This is a genomic window from Pseudomonas monachiensis (genome assembly GCF_047345015.1).
Classification (GTDB): domain Bacteria; phylum Pseudomonadota; class Gammaproteobacteria; order Pseudomonadales; family Pseudomonadaceae; genus Aquipseudomonas; species Aquipseudomonas monachiensis.
Map to the genome: position 1 here is coordinate 5,606,007 of NZ_CP178857.1, position 20,641 is coordinate 5,626,647.

Consider the following 20,641-nt stretch of genomic DNA (forward strand, 5'->3'; position numbering starts at 1 on the left):
CGCTTCGTTTTTAAGGCCCCTTGCATGTCCGATCCTCGCTATCAGGTCGACGTCAGCGTCGTCACTCGCTATCTGGCAGAACAATCGCAACCCGAGCACGACCGCTTTGCCTTCGCCTACACCATCACCGTGCAAAACAATGGTGAAATGCCCGCCAAACTGCTTTCACGGCACTGGGTCATCACCGATGGTGACGGGCATGTCGAAGAAGTGCGCGGCGCAGGCGTCGTCGGCCAGCAACCGCTGATCGACCCCGGCAAGAGCCACACCTACAGCAGCGGCACGGTCATGACCACCAAGGTCGGCACCATGCAAGGCACCTATCAGATGTTGTCCGACGACGGCAAACACTTCGATGCCATCATCGCGCCCTTCCGCCTGGCGGTGCCCGGAGCCTTGCACTGATGGCAACGTACGCTGTCGGTGACCTGCAAGGCTGTCTTCAAGCCCTGCAATGCCTGCTCAAACAAGTGGCGTTCGACCCACAACGGGATCGCCTGTGGCTGGTGGGCGACCTGGTCAACCGCGGCCCGCAGTCGCTGGAAACCTTGCGCTTCCTCTACAGCATTCGCGAATCGCTGGTGTGCGTGCTCGGCAACCATGACCTGCACCTGCTGGCGGCCGGACGCAATATCGAGCGACTGAAAAAGGCCGATACCCTGCGCGAGATCATTGAAGCGCCCGATAGCGCCGAACTGCTGGAATGGCTGCGCCAGCAAAAGCTCATGCACTACGACGAACAGCGCAACCTTGCACTGGTCCATGCCGGCATTCCACCGCAGTGGTCGCTGCGCAAAGCCTTGAAGTGTGCCGCCGAGGTCGAGACCGCCTTGCGCGACGACAACCTGTTGCCGCCCTACCTCGATGGCATGTACGGCAACGATCCGGCGAAATGGGACAACGACCTCAAAGGCGTGACGCGCCTGCGGTTGATCACCAACTATTTCACGCGCATGCGCTTTTGCACCGCCGAAGGCAAACTCGACCTCAAGAGCAAGGAAGGCCTCGATACCGCACCGCCTGGCTACAAGCCCTGGTTCCAGCACAAGGAACGCAAGACCAAGGACCTGAAGATCATCTTCGGTCACTGGGCAGCGCTGGAAGGCAACGTCGAAGAGCCGGGTATTTCGGCACTCGATACAGGCTGTGTCTGGGGCGGCGCCCTGACCCTGATGAACGTCGACAGCTTTGAGCGCCTGTCCTGCAAATGCGACGAACACGGTCATGCCGTGCCGCCAGTCGCCTCATCCATTCCCCAAACATCGCCAGCCAGCGCCCCGCGCTAGACTGCCCATTCAGCCGAGCCACAGGAGCCCGCCATGAGCGAATTCAAACGTATCCCCCCGGAACAGGCCCAGGCCCTGCGCGAACAAGGCGCAGTGGTGGTCGACGTCCGCGACCCGGCCACTTTTGCCGCCCTGCACATCGCAGGCTCCAAGCACCTGGATAACCATTCCCTACACGCTTTCATCCAGGGTGCCGACCTCGATGCACCGACCGTGGTGGTCTGCTATCACGGCAATTCCAGCCAGGGCGCAGCCGCCTACCTGATCAGCCAGGGCTTCTCCGACGTCTACAGCATGGATGGCGGATTTGAGTTGTGGCGTACGACGTATCCTGCGGAAACGGCGCAAGGCACCACTGAATAATTTTTTTGTAACGTTGCAGGCCCCGGCTCCCGCGGGCTGGCGCGGTGGCAGACGAACGGTCTGCCACAACTAATTACGTATCTCGCCTTTACCTCCCGAATTCCCAACTATCCTTAAGCCCAGGCCATCCAAAACAGGGGAGAGCCGGTACACCGGCGCACGGGTCATCGGGAGTAGCTTTCGGAGTAGTCAGCTCCGGGAGAGTTCTGGGGGGTAAACAGCAATCGCCTGTTCGGTTGCTGCCAGCATCGACTGAGTGATCCGGCGTCGGCTCCACGTATCGAGCGAGGTGACGTCATGAGTATCTTTAGCCACTTCCAACAACGCTTCGAGTCCACACGCCAGGAAGAACTCTCTCTGCAAGAGTATCTGGAACTGTGCAAAAAAGACCGTAGCGCCTACGTTTCCGCCGCCGAGCGTCTACTGCTGGCCATCGGTGAACCGGAACTGCTCGACACCTCGACCAACTCGAGACTGTCGCGCATCTTCTCCAACAAGGTCATCCGTCGCTATCCGGCCTTTGAAGACTTCCACGGGATGGAAGAATGCATCGACCAGATCGTGTCGTATTTCCGCCATGCCGCGCAGGGCCTGGAAGAGAAGAAACAGATCCTTTACCTGCTCGGCCCAGTCGGTGGCGGTAAATCGTCCCTGGCCGAGAAGCTCAAGCAACTGATGGAAAAAGTGCCCTTCTATGCCATCAAGGGCTCGCCGGTTTTCGAGTCGCCCCTGGGTCTGTTCAACTCCACTGAAGATGGAGCGATCCTGGAAGAAGACTTCGGCATTCCACGGCGCTACCTCAACACCATCATGTCGCCATGGGCGACCAAGCGCCTGGCCGAATTCGGCGGCGACATCAGCCAGTTCCGCGTGGTGAAACTCTACCCGTCGATCCTCAACCAGATCGCCGTGGCCAAGACCGAACCTGGCGACGAAAACAACCAGGACATCTCGGCGCTGGTGGGCAAGGTCGATATCCGCAAACTGGAGGAGTTCCCGCAGAATGACGCCGACGCCTACAGCTACTCGGGCGCCCTGTGCCGGGCCAACCAGGGCCTGATGGAATTCGTCGAAATGTTCAAGGCACCCATCAAGGTGCTGCACCCACTGCTGACCGCCACCCAGGAGGGCAACTACAACAGTACCGAAGGCCTCGGCGCGATTCCGTTCACCGGGATCCTGTTGGCCCACTCCAACGAATCGGAGTGGCATACCTTCCGCAATAACAAGAACAACGAAGCCTTCATCGACCGGATCTACATCGTCAAAGTGCCGTACTGCCTGCGGGTCAGTGACGAAGTCAAGATCTACGACAAGCTGCTGTTCAACAGTTCGCTGGCCAAGGCGCATTGCGCGCCGGATACCCTGAAGATGCTGGCCCAGTTCACCGTGCTCTCGCGCCTCAAGGAGCCGGAAAACTCCAACATCTACTCGAAGATGCGCGTGTACGACGGCGAGAACCTCAAGGATACCGATCCGAAAGCCAAATCGATCCAGGAATACCGCGACAATGCGGGCGTCGACGAAGGCATGAACGGTCTTTCGACCCGCTTCGCATTCAAGATCCTGTCTAAGGTGTTCAACTTCGATCCGCACGAAATCGCCGCCAACCCGGTACACCTGCTCTACGTGCTTGAACAACAGATCGAGCAGGAACAGTTCCAGGCCGAGACCCGCGAACGCTATCTGCGCTTCCTCAAGGAGTACCTGGCACCGCGCTACATCGAGTTCATCGGCAAGGAGATCCAGACCGCCTACCTCGAGTCTTACAGCGAGTACGGTCAGAACATCTTCGATCGTTATGTGCTGTACGCCGACTTCTGGATCCAGGACCAGGAGTATCGCGACCCGGAAACCGGCGAGATCCTCAACCGCGTAGCGTTGAACGAAGAACTGGAGAAAATCGAAAAACCGGCCGGCATCAGCAATCCGAAGGATTTCCGCAACGAAATCGTCAACTTCGTACTGCGCGCCCGGGCCAACAACAACGGCAAGAACCCGACCTGGCTCAGCTACGAAAAACTGCGGGTGGTCATCGAGAAGAAAATGTTCTCCAACACCGAGGACCTGCTGCCAGTCATCAGCTTCAATGCCAAGGCCAGCAAAGAGGACCAGCAGAAACACAACGACTTCGTCACACGGATGGTCGAGCGGGGCTACACCGACAAACAGGTACGACTGCTCTCCGAGTGGTACCTGCGGGTCAGAAAATCACAATAACCCGCTGCCGGTCAGACCGGTTGTCGTCAGCCAGAGACCTGTGTGCGCTTTTTCTGTTACACAGGCCTCTGGAAGGTGTTCGAAAGTCGGTAGCGAGTTCAGGCAGCATCCAAAGCGCTTGGGGGAGCGTTCAACATCCCTCGGCTCTCGGTTCGATGCTGTATCACCGCTCGCCCCTTTCAGGACAGCTTCTAAGGAGCAGTCATGAGCTATGTGATCGACCGACGTCTCAATGGCAAGAACAAGAGCACGGTGAACCGCCAGCGGTTTCTGCGGCGTTACCGTGATCACATCAAGAAGGCTGTCGAAGAGGCGGTCAGCCGGCGCTCCATTACCGATATGGAACACGGCGAACAAATCAGCATTCCCGGCCGCGACATCGACGAGCCGGTGCTTCATCACGGTCGCGGTGGCAAGCAGACGGTCGTGCACCCGGGCAACAAGGAATTCACCAGCGGCGAACATATCGCCCGCCCACCGGGAGGTGGTGGTGGCCGTGGCCCCGGCAAGGCCGGCAATTCCGGCGAAGGAATGGACGAATTCGTCTTCCAGATCACCCAGGAAGAGTTCCTCGAGTTCATGTTCGAGGACCTCGAACTACCCAATCTGGTCAAGCGCAACCTGACCGGCACCGACACCTTCAAGACCGTGCGCGCCGGGATCAGCAACGAGGGTAACCCCTCGCGGATCAACATCATCCGCACCTTGCGTTCGGCTCACGCCCGGCGTATCGCCCTGTCCGGCAGCAGCCGGGCAAAGCTGCGCGAAGCCAAGGAAGAACTTCTGCGACTCAAGCAGGAAGAACCGGACAACTTCGGCGATATTCAGAAAATCGAAGAAGAAATCGAAAAACTCAGTGCGCGCATTCATCGCATCCCGTTCCTCGACACGTTCGACCTCAAGTACAACCTGCTCATCAAGCAACCCAACCCCAGTTCCAAGGCCGTGATGTTCTGCCTGATGGACGTATCCGGCTCGATGACCCAGGCGACCAAGGATATCGCCAAGCGCTTCTTTATCCTGCTGTACCTGTTTCTCAAGCGTAACTACGACAAGATTGACGTCGTGTTCATCCGCCACCACACCAGCGCCCGCGAAGTGGATGAAGAGGAGTTTTTCTACTCCCGTGAAACCGGCGGCACCATCGTCTCCAGCGCCTTGAAACTGATGCAGGAGATCATGGCCGAGCGTTATCCGAGCAACGAGTGGAACATCTACGCCGCCCAGGCCTCCGACGGTGACAACTGGAACGACGACTCCCCTATCTGCCGCGACATCCTGATCAACCAGATCATGCCTTTCGTGCAGTACTACACTTACGTTGAGATCACCCCGCGCGAACACCAGGCCCTGTGGTTCGAGTACGAGCGCATCGCCGAAGCCTTTTCCGACACATTTGCCCAGCAACAACTGGTCTCGGCCGGGGATATCTATCCGGTCTTCCGTGAACTCTTCCAGCGCAGGTTAGTGACATGACCGCCAAAGAGCAGAAACGCCAACCCATTTCCACCGGCTCCGAATGGACGTTCGAGCTGATTCAGGCCTACGACCGCGAAATCAGTCGTATTGCGGCCGGTTACGCACTCGATACGTATCCCAACCAGATCGAAGTGATCACCGCCGAACAGATGATGGACGCCTACGCCTCGGTCGGTATGCCGCTGGGTTATCACCACTGGTCCTACGGCAAGCACTTCCTCAGCACCGAAAAGTCCTATACCCGCGGCCAGATGGGGCTGGCCTACGAAATCGTGATCAACTCCGATCCATGCATCGCCTACCTGATGGAAGAAAACACAATCTGCATGCAGGCGCTGGTGGTGGCCCATGCCTGCTACGGGCACAACAGCTTTTTCAAAGGCAATTACCTGTTCCGCACCTGGACCGACGCCAGCTCGATCATCGATTACCTGGTGTTTGCCAAGCAGTACATCATGCAGTGCGAAGAACGCCACGGCATCGACGCGGTCGAGGACCTGCTCGACTCCTGCCATGCCCTGATGAACTATGGTGTCGACCGCTACAAACGCCCTTATCCGATCTCCGCGGAGGAAGAACGTCGCCGGCAAAAGGACCGGGAAGAACATCTACAGAAACAGATCAACGATCTGTGGCGCACCATTCCCAAGGGCGCGGACAAGTACAGCGACAAGGACAACGCGCGCTTCCCCGCCGAACCTCAGGAAAATATCCTGTACTTCATCGAAAAACACGCGCCGCTGCTGGAGCCATGGCAACGGGAAATCGTGCGCATCGTGCGCAAGATCGCCCAGTATTTTTATCCACAGCGTCAGACCCAGGTGATGAACGAGGGCTGGGCCACGTTCTGGCACTACACCCTGATGAACGACCTCTACGACGAGGGCCTGGTCACCGACGGCTTCATGATGGAGTTCCTGACGTCCCACACCAGCGTGGTGTTCCAGCCTGGTTTCGACAGCCCTTACTACAGCGGCATCAACCCCTACGCCCTGGGGTTTGCCATGTACCGCGACATCCGTCGCATGTGCGAAGAACCTACGGAAGAAGATTACCGCTGGTTCCCGGACATCGCCGGTACCGACTGGCTGGCAGCCATCAAATTCGCCATGAGCAGCTTCAAGGACGAGAGCTTCATCCTGCAGTACCTGTCGCCCAAGGTGATCCGCGACCTGAAGCTGTTCAGCATTCTCGATGACGACCAGAAGGACGACCTGCTGGTGCCCGCCATTCACGACGAAGGAGGCTACCGCATCATCCGTGAAACCCTCGCGGCACAGTACAACCTGGGTAATCGCGAGCCCAACGTGCAGATCTACAGCATCGACCGGCGTGGCGATCGATCCCTGACCCTGCGTCACCAGCAGCACGACCGCAAACCACTCGGGGACTCGACTGAAGAAGTGCTCAAACACCTGCACCGCCTCTGGGGCTTCGATATTCACCTGGAAACCCTGCAAGGCGATCAGGTCATGAAAACCCACCATGTGCCGCCCAGAAGCGAGCACAGCGAAGGTGATTACGGCCGCCTGGACCTGGCCGTCATCCATCTTTGATCCGGTTTGCGCCTCCGAAAGCTCGATGCAACGGTTATCCTGTCGAGCTAACGGAGGTTTTTTATGCGTATTTATAAAGTCGGCGGCGCGGTACGCGATCGCCTGCTGGGCAAACCGGTAACCGATATCGACTGGGTCGTGGTCGGCGCCACCACCGAAGAAATGCTCGCCAAGGGCTTTCGCCCGGTGGGTGCGGACTTCCCGGTGTTTCTTCACCCAAAAAGCGGTGAGGAATACGCCCTGGCCCGCACCGAGCGCAAAAGCGGGCGCGGTTACGGCGGGTTCACTTTTCACGCAAGCCCTGAAGTCACCCTCGAAGAAGACTTGATCCGTCGCGACCTGACCATCAATGCCATGGCCGAAGACGACCAGCAGAACCTGACCGACCCGTACCACGGCCAGCGCGATCTCGAAGCGCGCCTGCTTCGCCATGTTTCCCCGGCATTTGCCGAAGATCCGCTCCGGGTCCTGCGTGTTGCCCGCTTCGCGGCACGCTACGCGACGCTGGGTTTTACCGTTGCCCCGGAAACCCTGGCACTGATGCGCCAACTCAGCGAGTCAGGCGAACTTGAAGCACTGACCCCGGAACGCAGCTGGAAGGAAATTTCCCGCGCCCTGATGGAAGATCAGCCACAGGTGTTTGTGGAGGTTTTGCGCGCATGCGGCGCACTCCAGGTCCTGATGCCCGAGGTCGACGCGCTGTTTGGCGTACCGCAACCACCCGCCCACCACCCGGAAATCGATACAGGCATACATACCCTGAGCGTGTTGCAGCAAGCGGCGCTGCACAAACAGCCGTTGACCGTGCGCTGGGCCTGCCTGCTGCACGACCTGGGCAAGGGCCTGACGCCCGAGGAAGAATGGCCGCGACACATTGCCCACGAGTTCAAAGGCCTGAAGCTGATCAAAGCGATCAATGAACGCTTCAAGGTACCGAGGGACTGCCAGGAACTGGCACTGCTGGTGGGCGAGTATCACACCCATGGGCATCGCGCCCTTGAGCTGAAGCCATCAACGTTGCTGGAGGTGCTGCAAAGCTTCGACATTTACCGCCGGCCACAGCGGTTCGAGGAGTTCATCGCGGCATGTGAGATGGATGCGCGTGGGCGCGAAGGGCTGGAAGAAAGAAGTTATCCACAGGCGGATTATTTGCGCGGCGCGGCAACCGCGGCTCGTAGCGTGGCGGTTCAGCCGCTGCTGGAGAAAGGCTTCAAGGGGCCGGAACTGGGGGAGGCGATCAAGCGTGAGCGACTCAAGGCGCTGAAGGCCTACAAAGAAAAAGCCTGAACAGGATAAAAGATCGCAGCCTTCGGCAGCTCCTACAGGACGCATCAATCCTTGTAGGAGCTGCCGAAGACTGCGATCTTTTTGCTTTACAGTAAATCAGAGGGTGTCAGCTGCCCACCACGCCATTCGAAAGCCACTGGCGCCAACACCTGATCAATCTGCGCTTCAGCCCACAAGGTCGCAAAGCTCTTGCCTGCGCCCGGGTGCACGCGATCCGGTGCTATCAACGACAACGGCCACAGAACAAACGCATTCTTCAGAATTTCTGCCCGCGGCAAGATCAGGCCGTCGAAGTTGCCCACCAGGTCACCGAACAACAACACGTCGATATCCAGTGGCAAACCTCGGCGATCCGGTGCGTAACGACCGTTATCCGCCTCGATGAATTTCAATCGACGATCAAGTTCAATAAGCGGCAGATCGGTATACGCCGACACCACGAAATTGAAGAATGGCCCACTCTTGATGCCCACCGGCTGACTTTCGAACACCGCCGAACAGCGGATATCGACAAGAAACGCCGCCAAAGCATCGAGCCCCGCCCGCAAATGGGCTTCACGCTCGATATTGCTACCGAGCCCGAGGTACACCTGTGTCAGCGACATCCGCGCTCGATCTCCACGCCCACACCGCCGATGGCAGCCGGGACAGCGCCGGGCTTGGTCAGCTTCAGGCGCATCCAGGTGATCTTGAATTCGCTCATCAGTACTTCAACCAGCCGCTCGGCAAAGGTTTCCACCAGCTGGAATTGCGCCTGCTCGGCAAACGCCTGGATACGCGAGGAAACACTGGCGTAGTCGAGCGCCAGGGTCAGGTCATCACCGGCTGCAGCCGGGCGATTATCCCAGGCGAAGCTCAGATCAAGACGCAAGCACTGTCGGATGCCTCGTTCCCAGTCGTAGGCACCAATCACCGTGTCGACTTCCAGGCCCTCGATAAACACTCTGTCCAAGCACTTCTCTCCGCTACACGACAAGGGCGCAATGCGCCGTTAGAATCAGGGCTTCCTCGCCCGGAATAGTTAGCATGTTTTGGTTATTGGCGATCCTCGCCTACCTGCTCGGCTCTCTGTCCTTTGCCATTTTGCTCAGCCGCCTGACCGGTAACCCCGATCCGCGAATGAGTGGCTCGGGTAATGCCGGCGCCACCAACATGTTGCGCCTGGCCGGCAAGAAACTCGCCATCCTGACCCTGCTCGGCGACCTTTGCAAAGGCCTGCTGCCCGTGCTGATCGCCGGTATCGCGGGCCTTTCACTACAGGATCAGGCCTGGATCGGCGTCTATGCCGTGATCGGCCATCTGTTTCCGTTGTACTTCCGCTTTCGTGGCGGCAAGGGTGTCGCCACCGCAGCCGGCATGTTGCTGGGACTATACCCGCCCGCAGCCTTTCTGGCGGTCTGCGCCTGGCTCTTGACGTTCTACCTGACCCGCACCAGCTCCCTGGCCGCCCTCATCGCCACACCACTGACCCTGCCGCTGCTGGCTTGGCAGGAACCGGCCGCCCTGTTGCCCATGAGCGTACTCACAGGCCTGATCGTCTGGCGCCATCGCGGCAATCTACGCGACCTGTTTGCCGGGCGCGAACGGCACTTCTAGCGGCCGGACATAAGCACCGTTCATCACAATGCGGTCAACTGCTCCATCGGCCAGCGTGCCTGCACGCTGATAGCCAGGCTTTCCTGCTGACCGGCCTGCAAGCGCTGGCAACCGGCGAACGCAATCATTGCGCCATTATCGGTGCAGAACTCAGGGCGCGCATAAAACACATCGCCTTTCATGTCGCCGAGCATTTTTTCCAGGGAAGTGCGCAACGCCTTGTTGGCACTGACGCCCCCTGCTATCACCAGGCGCTTCATTCCTGCCTGCTTGAGGGCACGCTTGCACTTGATGGTCAAAGTCTCCACCACGGCCTGCTGGAACGCCAGCGAGATGTCGCAACGGGCTTGCTCGCTGTCGTCCCCGGCGCTGACGCACTGCTGCCAGGTATTCAAGGCGAAGGTTTTCAAGCCGCTGAAACTGAAATCCAGGCCAGGGCGGTCGCACATAGGCCGCGGGAACACGAAACGTCCTGCAACGCCCTGCCCTGCAAGGCGAGCGATCTCCGGCCCGCCCGGATAATTGAGGCCCATCATCTTGGCTGTCTTGTCGAAAGCTTCGCCGGCGGCATCATCCAGGGTCTCGCCCAGGAGCGTGTACTGACCGATTCCGTCGACCTGAACCAGTTGCGTATGACCACCCGACACCAACAAAGCGACGAACGGAAATTCCGGCGGTTGCGACTCCAGCATCGGCGCCAGCAAATGGCCTTCCATGTGATGCACGCCGAGGGCCGGGATGCCCCAGGCAAAGGCCAGCGCCTGGGCGCAGGAAGCCCCTACCAGCAGGGCACCGACCAGGCCAGGACCCGCGGTGTAGGCGATCGCATCGATCTCGGTCGGCACGCAGCCGGCCTCGGCCAACACCTGACGAATCAAGGGCAGCATGCGTTTGACGTGATCGCGCGAAGCCAGCTCGGGCACAACGCCGCCATAGGCGCGATGCAGGTCGATCTGACTGAACAGCGCGTCGGCCAGCAGGCCGCGCTCACTGTCATATAATGCGACACCGGTTTCGTCGCAGGAGGTTTCTAATCCCAGTACTAGCATGGGTTTGCGCCTTGTTTAGGCTGAATTCGAAGGCGCGCATAATAGTCGTCGCGTGATGCCCCGACCAGCGGTTTTCGATCAGAGGCTTTGCATTCCGAGCGATGAGGGGTTAACATCCGCAACCCTTAAAAACCGACGTCTTCAAGTGCTCTTTTGCCGCGAGGATGTTGACCCCGGTAATGAATGAAGGTAGCTCTGGATGCCAGCCGTCAAAGTAAAAGAGAACGAACCCTTCGACGTAGCTCTGCGTCGTTTCAAGCGCTCCTGCGAAAAAGCCGGTGTACTGGCTGAAGTTCGTAGCCGCGAATTTTACGAGAAGCCAACTTCTGAGCGTAAGCGCAAAGCAGCAGCCGCTGTTAAGCGTCACGCCAAGAAAGTTCAGCGCGAACAGCGCCGCGCCGTTCGTCTGTACTAATACACAGACGATCGTAGCAAGCTTCTGCCAAGCCCGGCCCTCAGCCGGGCTTATGGCATTTGCGTAAAACGCTTGATGCTTCACTGTCAAAGCCGCAGACGCGACCGAGACAAATCTGCTTCACCGCGTCAGACCTGGCTCTTTTGCCAGCGGTGCACGTCTTTTCTGACGAGCCTTTCAAGGCTACTGACGAGCACACCCACTGATTCCTCTCACGACGATCAGCCCAAGGCACCTGCTTGCGTGCCAGATGATGAGCTATCCGGGGCCTATGATTGGCCGTAGCGGATTCAGCGCAACACATTCAAACAGTCGGATACTGATTGGCATTAACGTCAGTGGATTTTCGGCAGATACACTTCCCGACAACGAATACGCAGACGACACTGGTCGAGCCGCACACTTTGCGCGCCTCAAACAATGACCGCCGTTCGGTCGCCGTACGTTACGGGATCCTTTCAGCGCAGATGACGAGAACGCCATGGCCGGGCTAATTCCCCAGAGCTTCATTGACGACCTTCTGAACCGCACCGACATCGTCGATGTGGTCAGCTCGCGCCTGCAATTGAAAAAGGCCGGCAAGAACCACACCGCCTGCTGCCCGTTCCACAAGGAAAAGACTCCGTCGTTCAGCGTCAGCCCCGACAAGCAGTTCTATTACTGCTTCGGCTGCGGCGCTGGCGGCAACGCCCTCGGCTTCATCATGGACCACGACAACCTGGATTTCGTCCAGGCCGTCGAAGAACTGGCCAAAGCCGCCGGCATGGAAATCCCCCGCGAAGAAAGCGGCCGACCGCACAAACCGCGACAGCCGACCGATTCGCCGCTGTATCCGCTACTGAGTGCCGCTGCCGATTTTTATCGCCAGGCCCTGAAAAGCCACCCATCACGTAAAGCCGCCGTGGAATACCTGAAAGGTCGCGGGCTGACCGGCGAAATCGCCCGGGACTTCGGCCTGGGCTTTGCTCCGCCCGGCTGGGACAACCTGTTCAAGCACTTGAGCAGCGATACCCTGCAACAAAAAGCCATGATCGATGCCGGCCTGTTGATCGAAAACGCCGAAAGCGGCAAACGCTACGACCGCTTCCGCGACCGCGTGATGTTTCCGATCCGCGACAGTCGTGGGCGCGTCATCGCCTTCGGCGGCCGGGTATTGGGCGACGACAAGCCGAAGTACCTGAACTCCCCGGAAACCCCGGTTTTCCATAAAGGCCAGGAACTCTACGGCCTGTACGAAGCGCGCAAGACCAACCGCAACCTCGACGAGATCATCGTCGTCGAGGGCTACATGGACGTCATTGCCCTGGCCCAGCAAGGCCTGCGCAATGCCGTCGCAACCCTGGGCACAGCCACCAGCGAGGAACACCTCAAGCGGCTGTTTCGCGTCGTGCCCAACGTGCTGTTCTGCTTCGACGGCGACCAGGCCGGCCGCAATGCAGCATGGCGGGCGCTGGAGGCGACACTTTCTAGCCTGCAGGACGGTCGTCGCGCACGCTTTCTGTTCCTGCCCGAAGGCGAGGACCCGGACACCCTGGTCCGTTCCGAAGGCACCGATGCCTTCCGCGCACGCATCAACCAGCACGCGCAGCCACTGGCCGATTACTTCTTCCAGCAACTGACGGAAGAAGCCGACCCGCGTTCGCTTGAGGGCAAGGCTCACATGGCCACCCTCGCCGCGCCGTTGATCGACAAAGTCCCGGGCGCCAACCTGCGCATATTGATGCGTCAACGCCTGAGCGAAATCACCGGCCTGAGCGGTGAAGCGGTGAGCCAGTTGGCACAAAGCGCCCCGCAAGAAGCACCGCCCGCCTACGACCCGAGCATCGATTACGACGCGATGCCCGATTACAGCGACTATCATCAGCCGCAGGCACAGGAAATGTATGTGCCGCAGCAGGAATGGACGCCGAAGAAACCCGGTGCAGGAGGCAAGAAATGGGACAAGAAACCGTGGGACAAGAATGGCAAACGGGGCGGTGATCGTGATCAACCCCGCGCGCCACGGGTGCCCGCCGCCGTAGAACCGCCGACCCTCGCCGCCTTGCGCACGTTGCTGCATCACCCGCAACTGGCCGAAAAAGTCGAGGATGCCGGGCACTTCGCCGCCGAGGATCACACCAACACGCAATTGCTGGTGGCGCTGCTCGAAGCTGTGCAGAAGAATCCCAAGCTAAACTCAATTCAATTGATTGCGCGTTGGCACGGCACAGAACAAGGCCGCTTGCTCAAAGCCCTGGCGGAAAAGGAATGGCTGATTGATGGAGATAACCTTGAACAACAGTTTTTCGACACCATTACTAGCTTGTCAGCCCGCCAACGCGAGCGAAACCTGGAACAACTTCTGCGAAAAGCGCGTCAAAGCGAATTGACCAGCGAAGAGAAAAATCAACTGCGCGACCTCTTGAGTCGCAATGTTTCCGCATCAAACCCGACCTCAACTGGCGCGTGAGGTCATAGCTCAGGTATAATCCTCGGCTTGTTTTTTGCCCGCCAAGACCTTCAGTGGATAGGGTGTTATGTCCGGAAAAGCGCAACAGCAGTCTCGTATCAAAGAGTTGATCACACTTGGTCGTGAGCAGGGCTACCTGACTTACGCGGAGGTCAACGACCACCTGCCGGAGGATATTTCAGATCCGGAACAGGTGGAAGACATCATCCGCATGATCAATGACATGGGGATCAACGTATTCGAGGTTGCGCCAGATAAGGATTCCCTTATGCTGGCCGACGCCGATACCGACGAAGCCGCAGCCGAAGAGGCCGCTGCAGCGTTGGCTGCGGTCGAGACCGACATTGGTCGCACTACCGACCCGGTGCGCATGTACATGCGCGAAATGGGTACGGTGGAGCTCCTCACGCGTGAAGGCGAAATCGAAATCGCCAAGCGTATTGAAGAGGGCATCCGTGAGGTGATGAGCGCAATCGCGCACTTCCCCGGCACGGTTGATCATATTCTCTCCGAGTACACCCGCGTCACCACCGAAGGTGGCCGCCTGTCCGACGTCCTGAGCGGTTATATCGACCCGGACGACGGCATCGCGCCGCCTGCGGCAGAAGTGCCGCCGCCGATCGACGCGAAAGCCGCTAAAGCGGATGACGACTCCGAGGACGATGACGCCGAAGCCTCCGATGACGAGGAAGAAGCCGAAAGCGGTCCGGATCCGATCATCGCTGCACAGCGCTTCGGTGCTGTGGCCGATCAGATGGAAATCACCCGCAAGGCGCTGAAAAAGCACGGCCGCAACAACAAGGCAACGATTGCCGAGCTGTTGGCCCTGGCCGAGCTGTTCATGCCGATCAAACTGGTTCCGAAGCAATTCGAAGGCCTGGTCGAGCGTGTTCGCAGTGCCCTGGATCGCCTGCGTCAGCAAGAGCGCGCAATCATGCAGCTCTGCGTTCGTGATGCACGCATGCCGCGTGCCGACTTCCTGCGCCAGTTCCCGGGCAACGAAGTCGACGAAAGCTGGAGTGACGCCCTGGCCAAAGGCAAAGGCAAATACGCTGAAGCCATTGGTCGTCTGCAGCCGGACATCATCCGTTGCCAGCAGAAGCTGACCGCGCTGGAAACCGAAACCGGCTTGACCATCGCTGAAATCAAGGACATCAACCGTCGCATGTCGATCGGTGAGGCCAAGGCCCGCCGCGCGAAGAAAGAGATGGTTGAAGCCAACTTGCGTCTGGTGATCTCGATCGCCAAGAAGTACACCAACCGTGGTCTGCAATTCCTCGATCTGATCCAGGAAGGCAACATCGGCTTGATGAAAGCGGTGGACAAGTTCGAATACCGTCGCGGCTACAAGTTCTCGACTTATGCCACCTGGTGGATCCGTCAGGCGATCACTCGCTCGATCGCCGACCAGGCCCGCACCATCCGTATTCCGGTGCACATGATCGAGACGATCAACAAGCTCAACCGCATTTCCCGCCAGATGCTGCAGGAAATGGGTCGCGAACCGACCCCGGAAGAGCTGGGCGAACGCATGGAAATGCCTGAGGACAAGATCCGCAAGGTATTGAAGATCGCTAAAGAGCCGATCTCCATGGAAACCCCGATCGGTGATGACGAAGACTCCCATCTGGGTGACTTCATCGAAGACTCGACCATGCAGTCGCCAATCGATGTTGCAACCGTTGAGAGCCTTAAAGAAGCGACTCGCGAAGTGCTGTCCGGCCTCACTGCCCGTGAAGCCAAGGTACTGCGCATGCGCTTCGGTATCGACATGAATACCGACCACACCCTCGAAGAGGTTGGTAAGCAGTTCGACGTGACCCGTGAGCGGATTCGTCAGATCGAAGCCAAGGCGCTGCGCAAGCTGCGCCACCCGACGAGAAGCGAGCATCTGCGCTCCTTCCTCGACGAGTGATCACAAAACCCCCGGCCCAGGCCGGGGGTTTTGCTTTGTACAGATTAAATCCCCCCGCCTCCCCCCTCCGCCCTGTAGCCGTCTACACTCGAAACATTCCCCCGAGCCATAACGAGACCGTTATGCCCAGACTGCCGACCGTGCTTTTTTTGCTGTCGCTGATGACCTGGACCGCAACGGCTGGCGCGCTGACTCTCACTGACGAAGAACGTAGCTGGCTGGCGGCTCACCCGGAATTGCGCCTGGGTGTCGATGCGTCGTGGCCGCCTTTCGAGTTTCGTGACGATGAGGGCCGCTACCAGGGCCTTGCCGCCGATTACATCGAGGTCATCCGCAAAAGGCTGGCAACCCGACTCACGCCCATCGAGCCGGTGAGCTGGACCGCCGTCCTGGAGCAGGCCAAGAAGGGCAAGCTAGACCTGCTGCCGGGCATCATGTCGACCCCGGAACGCCAGCAATACCTGTCGTTCACCCGCCCCTACCTGGATTTTCCGATTGTCATCCTGGCCCATGTCGGGGGCCCCCAACCACACAACCTGAAAGACCTGTACGGCCTGAAAATCGCCGTAGTGGAAAACTACGCCCCTCACGAACTGCTGCGCACCCACCATCCCGACTTGAATCTGGTAGCGATGCCCAACGTCAGTTCGGCGCTACAGGCACTGGCCACCGACGAAGTGGACGCCGTGGTAGGCGATCTGGCTTCCAGCGTCTGGAGCCTACGCCAACTCAAGCTCGACGGGTTGTATGTCAGCGGTGAAACGCCCTATCGCTATCAACTGGCCATGGGTGTACCCCGCAACAACAAGATGCTGGTTGGCATTCTCGACAAAGTCCTGGCGGACATGAGCCCCGCTGAAATCAGCGCCATTCAGGAGCATTGGGTCGGCAACGTCCTCGATCATCGAACGTTCTGGAGCGACCTGCTGGTGTATGGCCTGCCCGGACTGCTGCTGCTGACTGTCGTGCTGGCGGTGGTCATCCGCATCAACCGCCGTTTGAGCTCGGAAATCGCCCGCCGGGTCGACCTTGAACAGGAACTGCGCAGCAGCGAATACCACTACCGCGGCTTGGTGGAGAGCCTGTCGGCCATCGCTTGGGAAGCAAAAGTCACCGACTTCACCTACAGCTATGTATCGCCCCACGCCGAAGACCTTCTCGGATATCCCCTGTCCCATTGGCTGATCCCGGGCTTCTGGCGCAACATCATTCACCCCGCCGACCTGACCCGCGCCCAGACCTTCTGCGACCACGAAGTGCTGGCCGGGCGCGACCATCGCCTCGATTACCGGGTGATCACCGCCGACGGGCGCTGCCTGTGGGTGCGCGACATCGTCAGCCTGATCGAGCACGGGCATGAACCGGTGATGCGTGGGCTGATGATCGACATCACCGACGCCAAGCGCACCGAAGAAGCACTGCGCCTGTCGGAACAGAAATTCGCCTCTGTGTTCCAGCAATGCCCGGACATTCTGGTGATCGCGCGCCTGAGCGACGGTTGTCTGCTGGAGGTCAACGAAGCGTTCGAGGAGCAAATTGGCCTCAAGGCCGAGGACGTCATTGGCCAGACCGCCACCAACCTGAACATCTGGGGGATTCCCGGTGTCGGGCCGGGCCTTCTGCAACGCTTGCAGGCCGGCAGCATCCGCAACCTGGAAATGCCCTTCCGTCGCAGCAACGGCCAGGTGTTTACCGGCCTGATCTCCGCCGAACCGTTCGACCTCGACATGACACCGGCGCTGGTGGTCGTGGTGCGGGACATCACCCAGCTCAAGGAAACCCAGCAACAGCTGCAAACGTCCGAAGAAAAGTTCGCCAAGGCCTTCCACGCCTCCCCCGACGGCTTGCTGCTGTCGCGGCAAAGCGATGGCTTGCTGTTGGAGGTCAACGACGGTTTCAGCCGCATCACCGGCTTCAACAGCGCCATGTCGGTGGATCGTTCGGCGCTGGACCTGGGGATCTGGGTCAACCTCAATGAACGCAAGCAAATGCTCGACCTGCTGCACCGCGACGGTTTTGTCCGCGATTTCAGCTGCCATATCCGCCGCAGCGACGGGCAGATCCGCCTCTGCGAAGTGTCCAGCCGTCCGCTGCCGATTGGCGATGAAAACTGCATGCTGACCATCGCCCGGGACATCACCGAGCGGCACCTGATGCAGGAAAAACTGCAACAGGCCGCCACCGTGTTCGAAAGCACCGCCGAAGGCGTATTGATCACCGACACCCAACAGCACATCAGCGCGGTCAACCGTGCGTTCACCGAAATCACCGGTTACAGCGAAAGCGAAGCCCTGGGCCACACGCCACGCCTGCTCGCCTCGGGCCTGCATGACAGCGCGTTCTACGCGGCCATGTGGCACCAACTGACCGCCGAAGGCCATTGGCAAGGTGAAATTTCCAACCGACGCAAGAATGGCGAGCTGTACCCCAGCTGGCTGACCATCAGTGCCGTGCGCAACCGGGAGAAGTTCATCACCCACTTTGTCGCGGTGTTCGCCGACATTTCCAGCCTCAAGCATGCCCAGGCCAAACTCGACTACCAGGCGCACCACGACCCGCTGACCGGCTTGCCGAACCGCACACTGTTCGAAAGCCGCCTGCTGACCGCGCTCAACAGCCAGCAGGAAAACGGTGGCCAGGGCGCGGTACTGTTCCTCGACCTCGACCGCTTCAAGCACATCAACGACAGCCTCGGCCACCCGGTCGGCGACCTGCTGCTCAAGGGCATCGCCGTGCGCCTCAAGGAGCAACTGCGTGATATCGACACTGTGGCGCGCCTGGGAGGTGACGAGTTCATTATCCTGCTGCCGGGCCTGCAACAATCCAGCGACGCCGACCACATCGCCAATAAACTGCTCAACTGTTTCGCCGCGCCATTCCAGGCCGGCGAACACGAGTTTTTCATCAGCGCCAGCATCGGCACCAGCCTCTATCCGAAAGATGGCTGCGACGTTGCCACACTGATCAAGAACGCCGACGCCGCGATGTACCGCTCCAAGGCCAAGGGCCGCAACCGCGTCGAAAGCTACACCCGCGACCTCACCGCCCAGGCCAGCGAACGCGTGGCGCTGGAACACGAACTGCGCCGCGCCATCGAGCGCAACGAATTGCACCTGTGCTACCAACCGAAAATCAGCCTCGAAGACTACAGCCTGGTCGGCGCCGAAGCCCTGATCCGCTGGCACCATCCGACCTTTGGCGACGTACCGCGGGAACACTTCATCCCGCTGGCCGAAGAAAACGGCATGATCCTGCAAATCGGCGACTGGGTGCTGGAAACCGCCTGCCGGCAGATGGCCGAATGGCACAGGCTGTACGAAAGCCCCGGTCCGCTGTCGGTCAACCTGGCCGGCGCCCAACTGCGCCAACCCAACCTGGTGGGCCGCATCGAACAGTTGCTCAAGGACAACGGCCTCAACCCCGGTTTCCTGCAACTGGAAATCACCGAAAACTTCATCATGAGCCAGGCCGAGGAAGCGCTGGCGGTGCTGCATCAACTCAAACAACTGGGCGTGCAACTGGCCATCGACGACTTCGGCACCGGCTACTCGTCCTTGAGCTACCTCAAGCGCCTGCCGCTGGACATCCTCAAGATCGACCAGTCCTTCGTCCGCGGCCTGCCGGACGATCCCCACGATGCCGCCATCGTACGCGCCATCATCGCCCTCGGCCGCAGCATGCAATTCACCGTGATTGCCGAAGGGGTCGAGACCCGGGCGCAACAGCAATTCCTCGCCGCCGAGGGCTGTGAACAAATCCAGGGCTACATCGTCAGCCTGCCCCTGCCCCCCGACGAATTCGCCGCGACGTTTCTTCGTACAACAGTAAAGGCTTTTTCGGATAGCACAGTCGCAAAACCGTCGCTATAATCCGCGACCTACTGAGGGCCTATAGCTCAGTTGGTTAGAGCAGAGGACTCATAATCCTTTGGTCCACGGTTCAAGTCCGTGTGGGCCCACCAAACAAGAAAGCCGCGCATTGCGCGGCTTTTGCGTATCTGAATAGCCCGAAACAGTAGAGCCATTTTTTAATCGTTCAGTTGGCAAAGTTTTCGATCTTTACCTGGCCCTCGGGGAAGGTGGCGATGATTTCCAACTCGCCACCCATGGCGCGGATGTAGTTGCGCAAAGTACTGATGTACATGTCCGTTCGCCGCTCCATCTTGGAGATCGCCGCCTGGTTGACATGCAGTGTCCTGGCCAGTGTGTCCTGACTCAACGCTTGCGCCTGGCGCAACTCGTGCAGCGGCATTTGTGCTCGTAGCTTCTGATGCAAGGCCTCAACACGCGCTTGAGACTCTGGAGAGCGACGTGACACCAAATCAGCAAATTTTTTAGCCATTCTCATAGCCCTCTTTCTTCAATGTTTCCAAGTGCTCGTCGTAGAGACGTTCGGCCAGTGGCACGTGTTCCGTATACCAACGCTCCTGGCCGGTTTTATCACCGCCAATCAGCAGAATCGCACTGCGCCGTGGATCAAACGCGTACAGCACACGGTACGGCCTGCCAGCGTGCTGCACTCTTAACTCACGAAGGTTGCCATGCCGTGAACCCTTGATATCGCTGGTATGTGGAAAACCCAAGTGTGGGCCATCCTCGCCCAGCAACATCACTGTGGCCTGAACCGAGTCCTGTTCGAACTCGTTCAGGTGATCCCACCAGGCCTCAAATTCATCCGTGTATTCGACGTCCCATTTCATACAAATATGCCACCAAAGGAATATAACCTCAAAGGAATAAATGTATGAGCTTCAGAGGTGCCCAACCACTCTGACTCCTCTGTCAATTGTTAACGATGGTTACTCGCAGTAGGTTTGCCGTTTCGCCAATTGCTTCAGCGCCCTCATGACAACGTGGGAACCCAGCGCTTGGCTCAACTACTCAGAGGATGCACCGGCCTGGAAAATCGCTCGTCGCGCCAGTCTTCGTTTACAGAGGGTGTCGCAATATCGGATGACGTCCGTAAACCTTGTAGGCAAACTCCGAACCTTGCTTTTGGGCACTTTGCCGCCTTGTTGCGCTTTTCT

The 20,641-nt window shown here is 59.1% G+C and carries 17 protein-coding genes and 1 tRNA gene; 13 read left to right on the forward strand and 5 right to left on the reverse strand.

What is annotated here, in order from left to right:
• The first annotated feature begins 24 nt into the window (after nt 1-24).
• The 7 genes from apaG to ACMDB8_RS25305 all read left to right on the forward strand — a co-directional run bounded on the left by apaG (nt 25) and on the right by ACMDB8_RS25305 (nt 8,191).
• Complete coding sequence (gene apaG, locus ACMDB8_RS25275) at nt 25-405, forward strand: Co2+/Mg2+ efflux protein ApaG (RefSeq protein ID WP_007980214.1); 381 nt, start codon at nt 25-27, stop codon at nt 403-405.
• Nucleotides 405-1,286 (forward strand): symmetrical bis(5'-nucleosyl)-tetraphosphatase, encoded by an 882-nt coding sequence (locus tag ACMDB8_RS25280; RefSeq protein ID WP_056726642.1) that lies wholly within the window; start codon nt 405-407, stop codon nt 1,284-1,286. The genes apaG and ACMDB8_RS25280 overlap by 1 nt, the downstream gene beginning before the upstream one ends.
• Nucleotides 1,287-1,319: 33 nt before the next feature.
• Nucleotides 1,320-1,649 carry a thiosulfate sulfurtransferase GlpE gene (glpE, locus tag ACMDB8_RS25285; protein WP_008051614.1) on the forward strand — a complete coding sequence of 110 codons (330 nt, stop codon included), beginning with the start codon at nt 1,320-1,322 and terminating at the stop codon, nt 1,647-1,649.
• Between the two features lie 297 nt (nt 1,650-1,946).
• The gene (locus tag ACMDB8_RS25290; protein ID WP_007980217.1) at nt 1,947-3,869 is read left to right on the forward strand and encodes a PrkA family serine protein kinase; all 1,923 of its coding nucleotides are present in this window, start codon (nt 1,947-1,949) and stop codon (nt 3,867-3,869) included.
• 204 nt (nt 3,870-4,073) lie between these two features.
• Nucleotides 4,074-5,345 (forward strand): YeaH/YhbH family protein, encoded by a 1,272-nt coding sequence (locus ACMDB8_RS25295; protein WP_056726641.1) that lies wholly within the window; start codon nt 4,074-4,076, stop codon nt 5,343-5,345.
• Nucleotides 5,342-6,904, forward strand: a complete 1,563-nt coding sequence (locus ACMDB8_RS25300) for a SpoVR family protein (RefSeq protein ID WP_056726640.1) — start codon at nt 5,342-5,344, stop codon at nt 6,902-6,904. The genes ACMDB8_RS25295 and ACMDB8_RS25300 overlap by 4 nt, the downstream gene beginning before the upstream one ends.
• Nucleotides 6,905-6,967: 63 nt before the next feature.
• Nucleotides 6,968-8,191, forward strand: coding sequence for a multifunctional CCA addition/repair protein (locus tag ACMDB8_RS25305; protein ID WP_056726639.1), 1,224 nt, complete (start codon nt 6,968-6,970; stop codon nt 8,189-8,191).
• A gap of 86 nt (nt 8,192-8,277) precedes the next feature.
• Here ACMDB8_RS25305 and folK read toward each other — a convergent pair whose 3' ends face one another.
• Both folK and folB read right to left on the reverse strand, forming a co-directional pair.
• Complete coding sequence (gene folK, locus ACMDB8_RS25310) at nt 8,278-8,796, reverse strand: 2-amino-4-hydroxy-6-hydroxymethyldihydropteridine diphosphokinase (protein WP_223541849.1); 519 nt, start codon at nt 8,794-8,796, stop codon at nt 8,278-8,280.
• On the reverse strand, nt 8,787-9,143 hold the full coding sequence (gene folB / locus ACMDB8_RS25315; RefSeq protein ID WP_056726637.1) for a dihydroneopterin aldolase: 357 nt from the start codon (nt 9,141-9,143) through the stop codon (nt 8,787-8,789). The genes folK and folB overlap by 10 nt, the downstream gene beginning before the upstream one ends.
• A 74-nt stretch (nt 9,144-9,217) precedes the next feature.
• Here folB and plsY point away from each other — a divergent pair, with 74 nt between their 5' ends.
• Nucleotides 9,218-9,787, forward strand: coding sequence for a glycerol-3-phosphate 1-O-acyltransferase PlsY (gene plsY / locus ACMDB8_RS25320; protein ID WP_056726636.1), 570 nt, complete (start codon nt 9,218-9,220; stop codon nt 9,785-9,787).
• Nucleotides 9,788-9,810: 23 nt separating this feature from the next.
• On the opposite strand, the gene tsaD is transcribed toward plsY, so the two are convergent.
• Nucleotides 9,811-10,836 (reverse strand): tRNA (adenosine(37)-N6)-threonylcarbamoyltransferase complex transferase subunit TsaD, encoded by a 1,026-nt coding sequence (gene tsaD / locus ACMDB8_RS25325; protein ID WP_056726635.1) that lies wholly within the window; start codon nt 10,834-10,836, stop codon nt 9,811-9,813.
• Nucleotides 10,837-11,035: 199 nt separating this feature from the next.
• Here tsaD and rpsU point away from each other — a divergent pair, with 199 nt between their 5' ends.
• The 5 genes from rpsU to ACMDB8_RS25350 all read left to right on the forward strand — a co-directional run bounded on the left by rpsU (nt 11,036) and on the right by ACMDB8_RS25350 (nt 19,576).
• Nucleotides 11,036-11,251 (forward strand): 30S ribosomal protein S21, encoded by a 216-nt coding sequence (gene rpsU / locus ACMDB8_RS25330; RefSeq protein WP_002551877.1) that lies wholly within the window; start codon nt 11,036-11,038, stop codon nt 11,249-11,251.
• 481 nt (nt 11,252-11,732) lie between these two features.
• Nucleotides 11,733-13,700 (forward strand): DNA primase, encoded by a 1,968-nt coding sequence (gene dnaG, locus ACMDB8_RS25335; protein WP_056726633.1) that lies wholly within the window; start codon nt 11,733-11,735, stop codon nt 13,698-13,700.
• A gap of 67 nt (nt 13,701-13,767) precedes the next feature.
• A complete protein-coding gene (rpoD, locus tag ACMDB8_RS25340; protein WP_150725191.1) occupies nt 13,768-15,615 on the forward strand; it encodes an RNA polymerase sigma factor RpoD in 1,848 nt (615 codons plus the stop codon).
• A gap of 122 nt (nt 15,616-15,737) precedes the next feature.
• Nucleotides 15,738-19,484 (forward strand): bifunctional diguanylate cyclase/phosphodiesterase, encoded by a 3,747-nt coding sequence (locus tag ACMDB8_RS25345; RefSeq protein ID WP_056726631.1) that lies wholly within the window; start codon nt 15,738-15,740, stop codon nt 19,482-19,484.
• 15 nt (nt 19,485-19,499) lie between these two features.
• Nucleotides 19,500-19,576: transfer RNA gene (locus ACMDB8_RS25350), tRNA-Ile, on the forward strand.
• 74 nt (nt 19,577-19,650) lie between these two features.
• Here the strand turns inward: ACMDB8_RS25350 and ACMDB8_RS25355 are convergent.
• Both ACMDB8_RS25355 and ACMDB8_RS25360 read right to left on the reverse strand, forming a co-directional pair.
• The gene (locus ACMDB8_RS25355; RefSeq protein ID WP_056726630.1) at nt 19,651-19,956 is read right to left on the reverse strand and encodes an XRE family transcriptional regulator; all 306 of its coding nucleotides are present in this window, start codon (nt 19,954-19,956) and stop codon (nt 19,651-19,653) included.
• Entirely contained in the window at nt 19,949-20,314 is a 366-nt protein-coding gene (locus ACMDB8_RS25360) for a type II toxin-antitoxin system RelE/ParE family toxin (protein ID WP_056726629.1), read from the reverse strand. The genes ACMDB8_RS25355 and ACMDB8_RS25360 overlap by 8 nt, the downstream gene beginning before the upstream one ends.
• Nucleotides 20,315-20,641 lie beyond the last annotated feature (327 nt).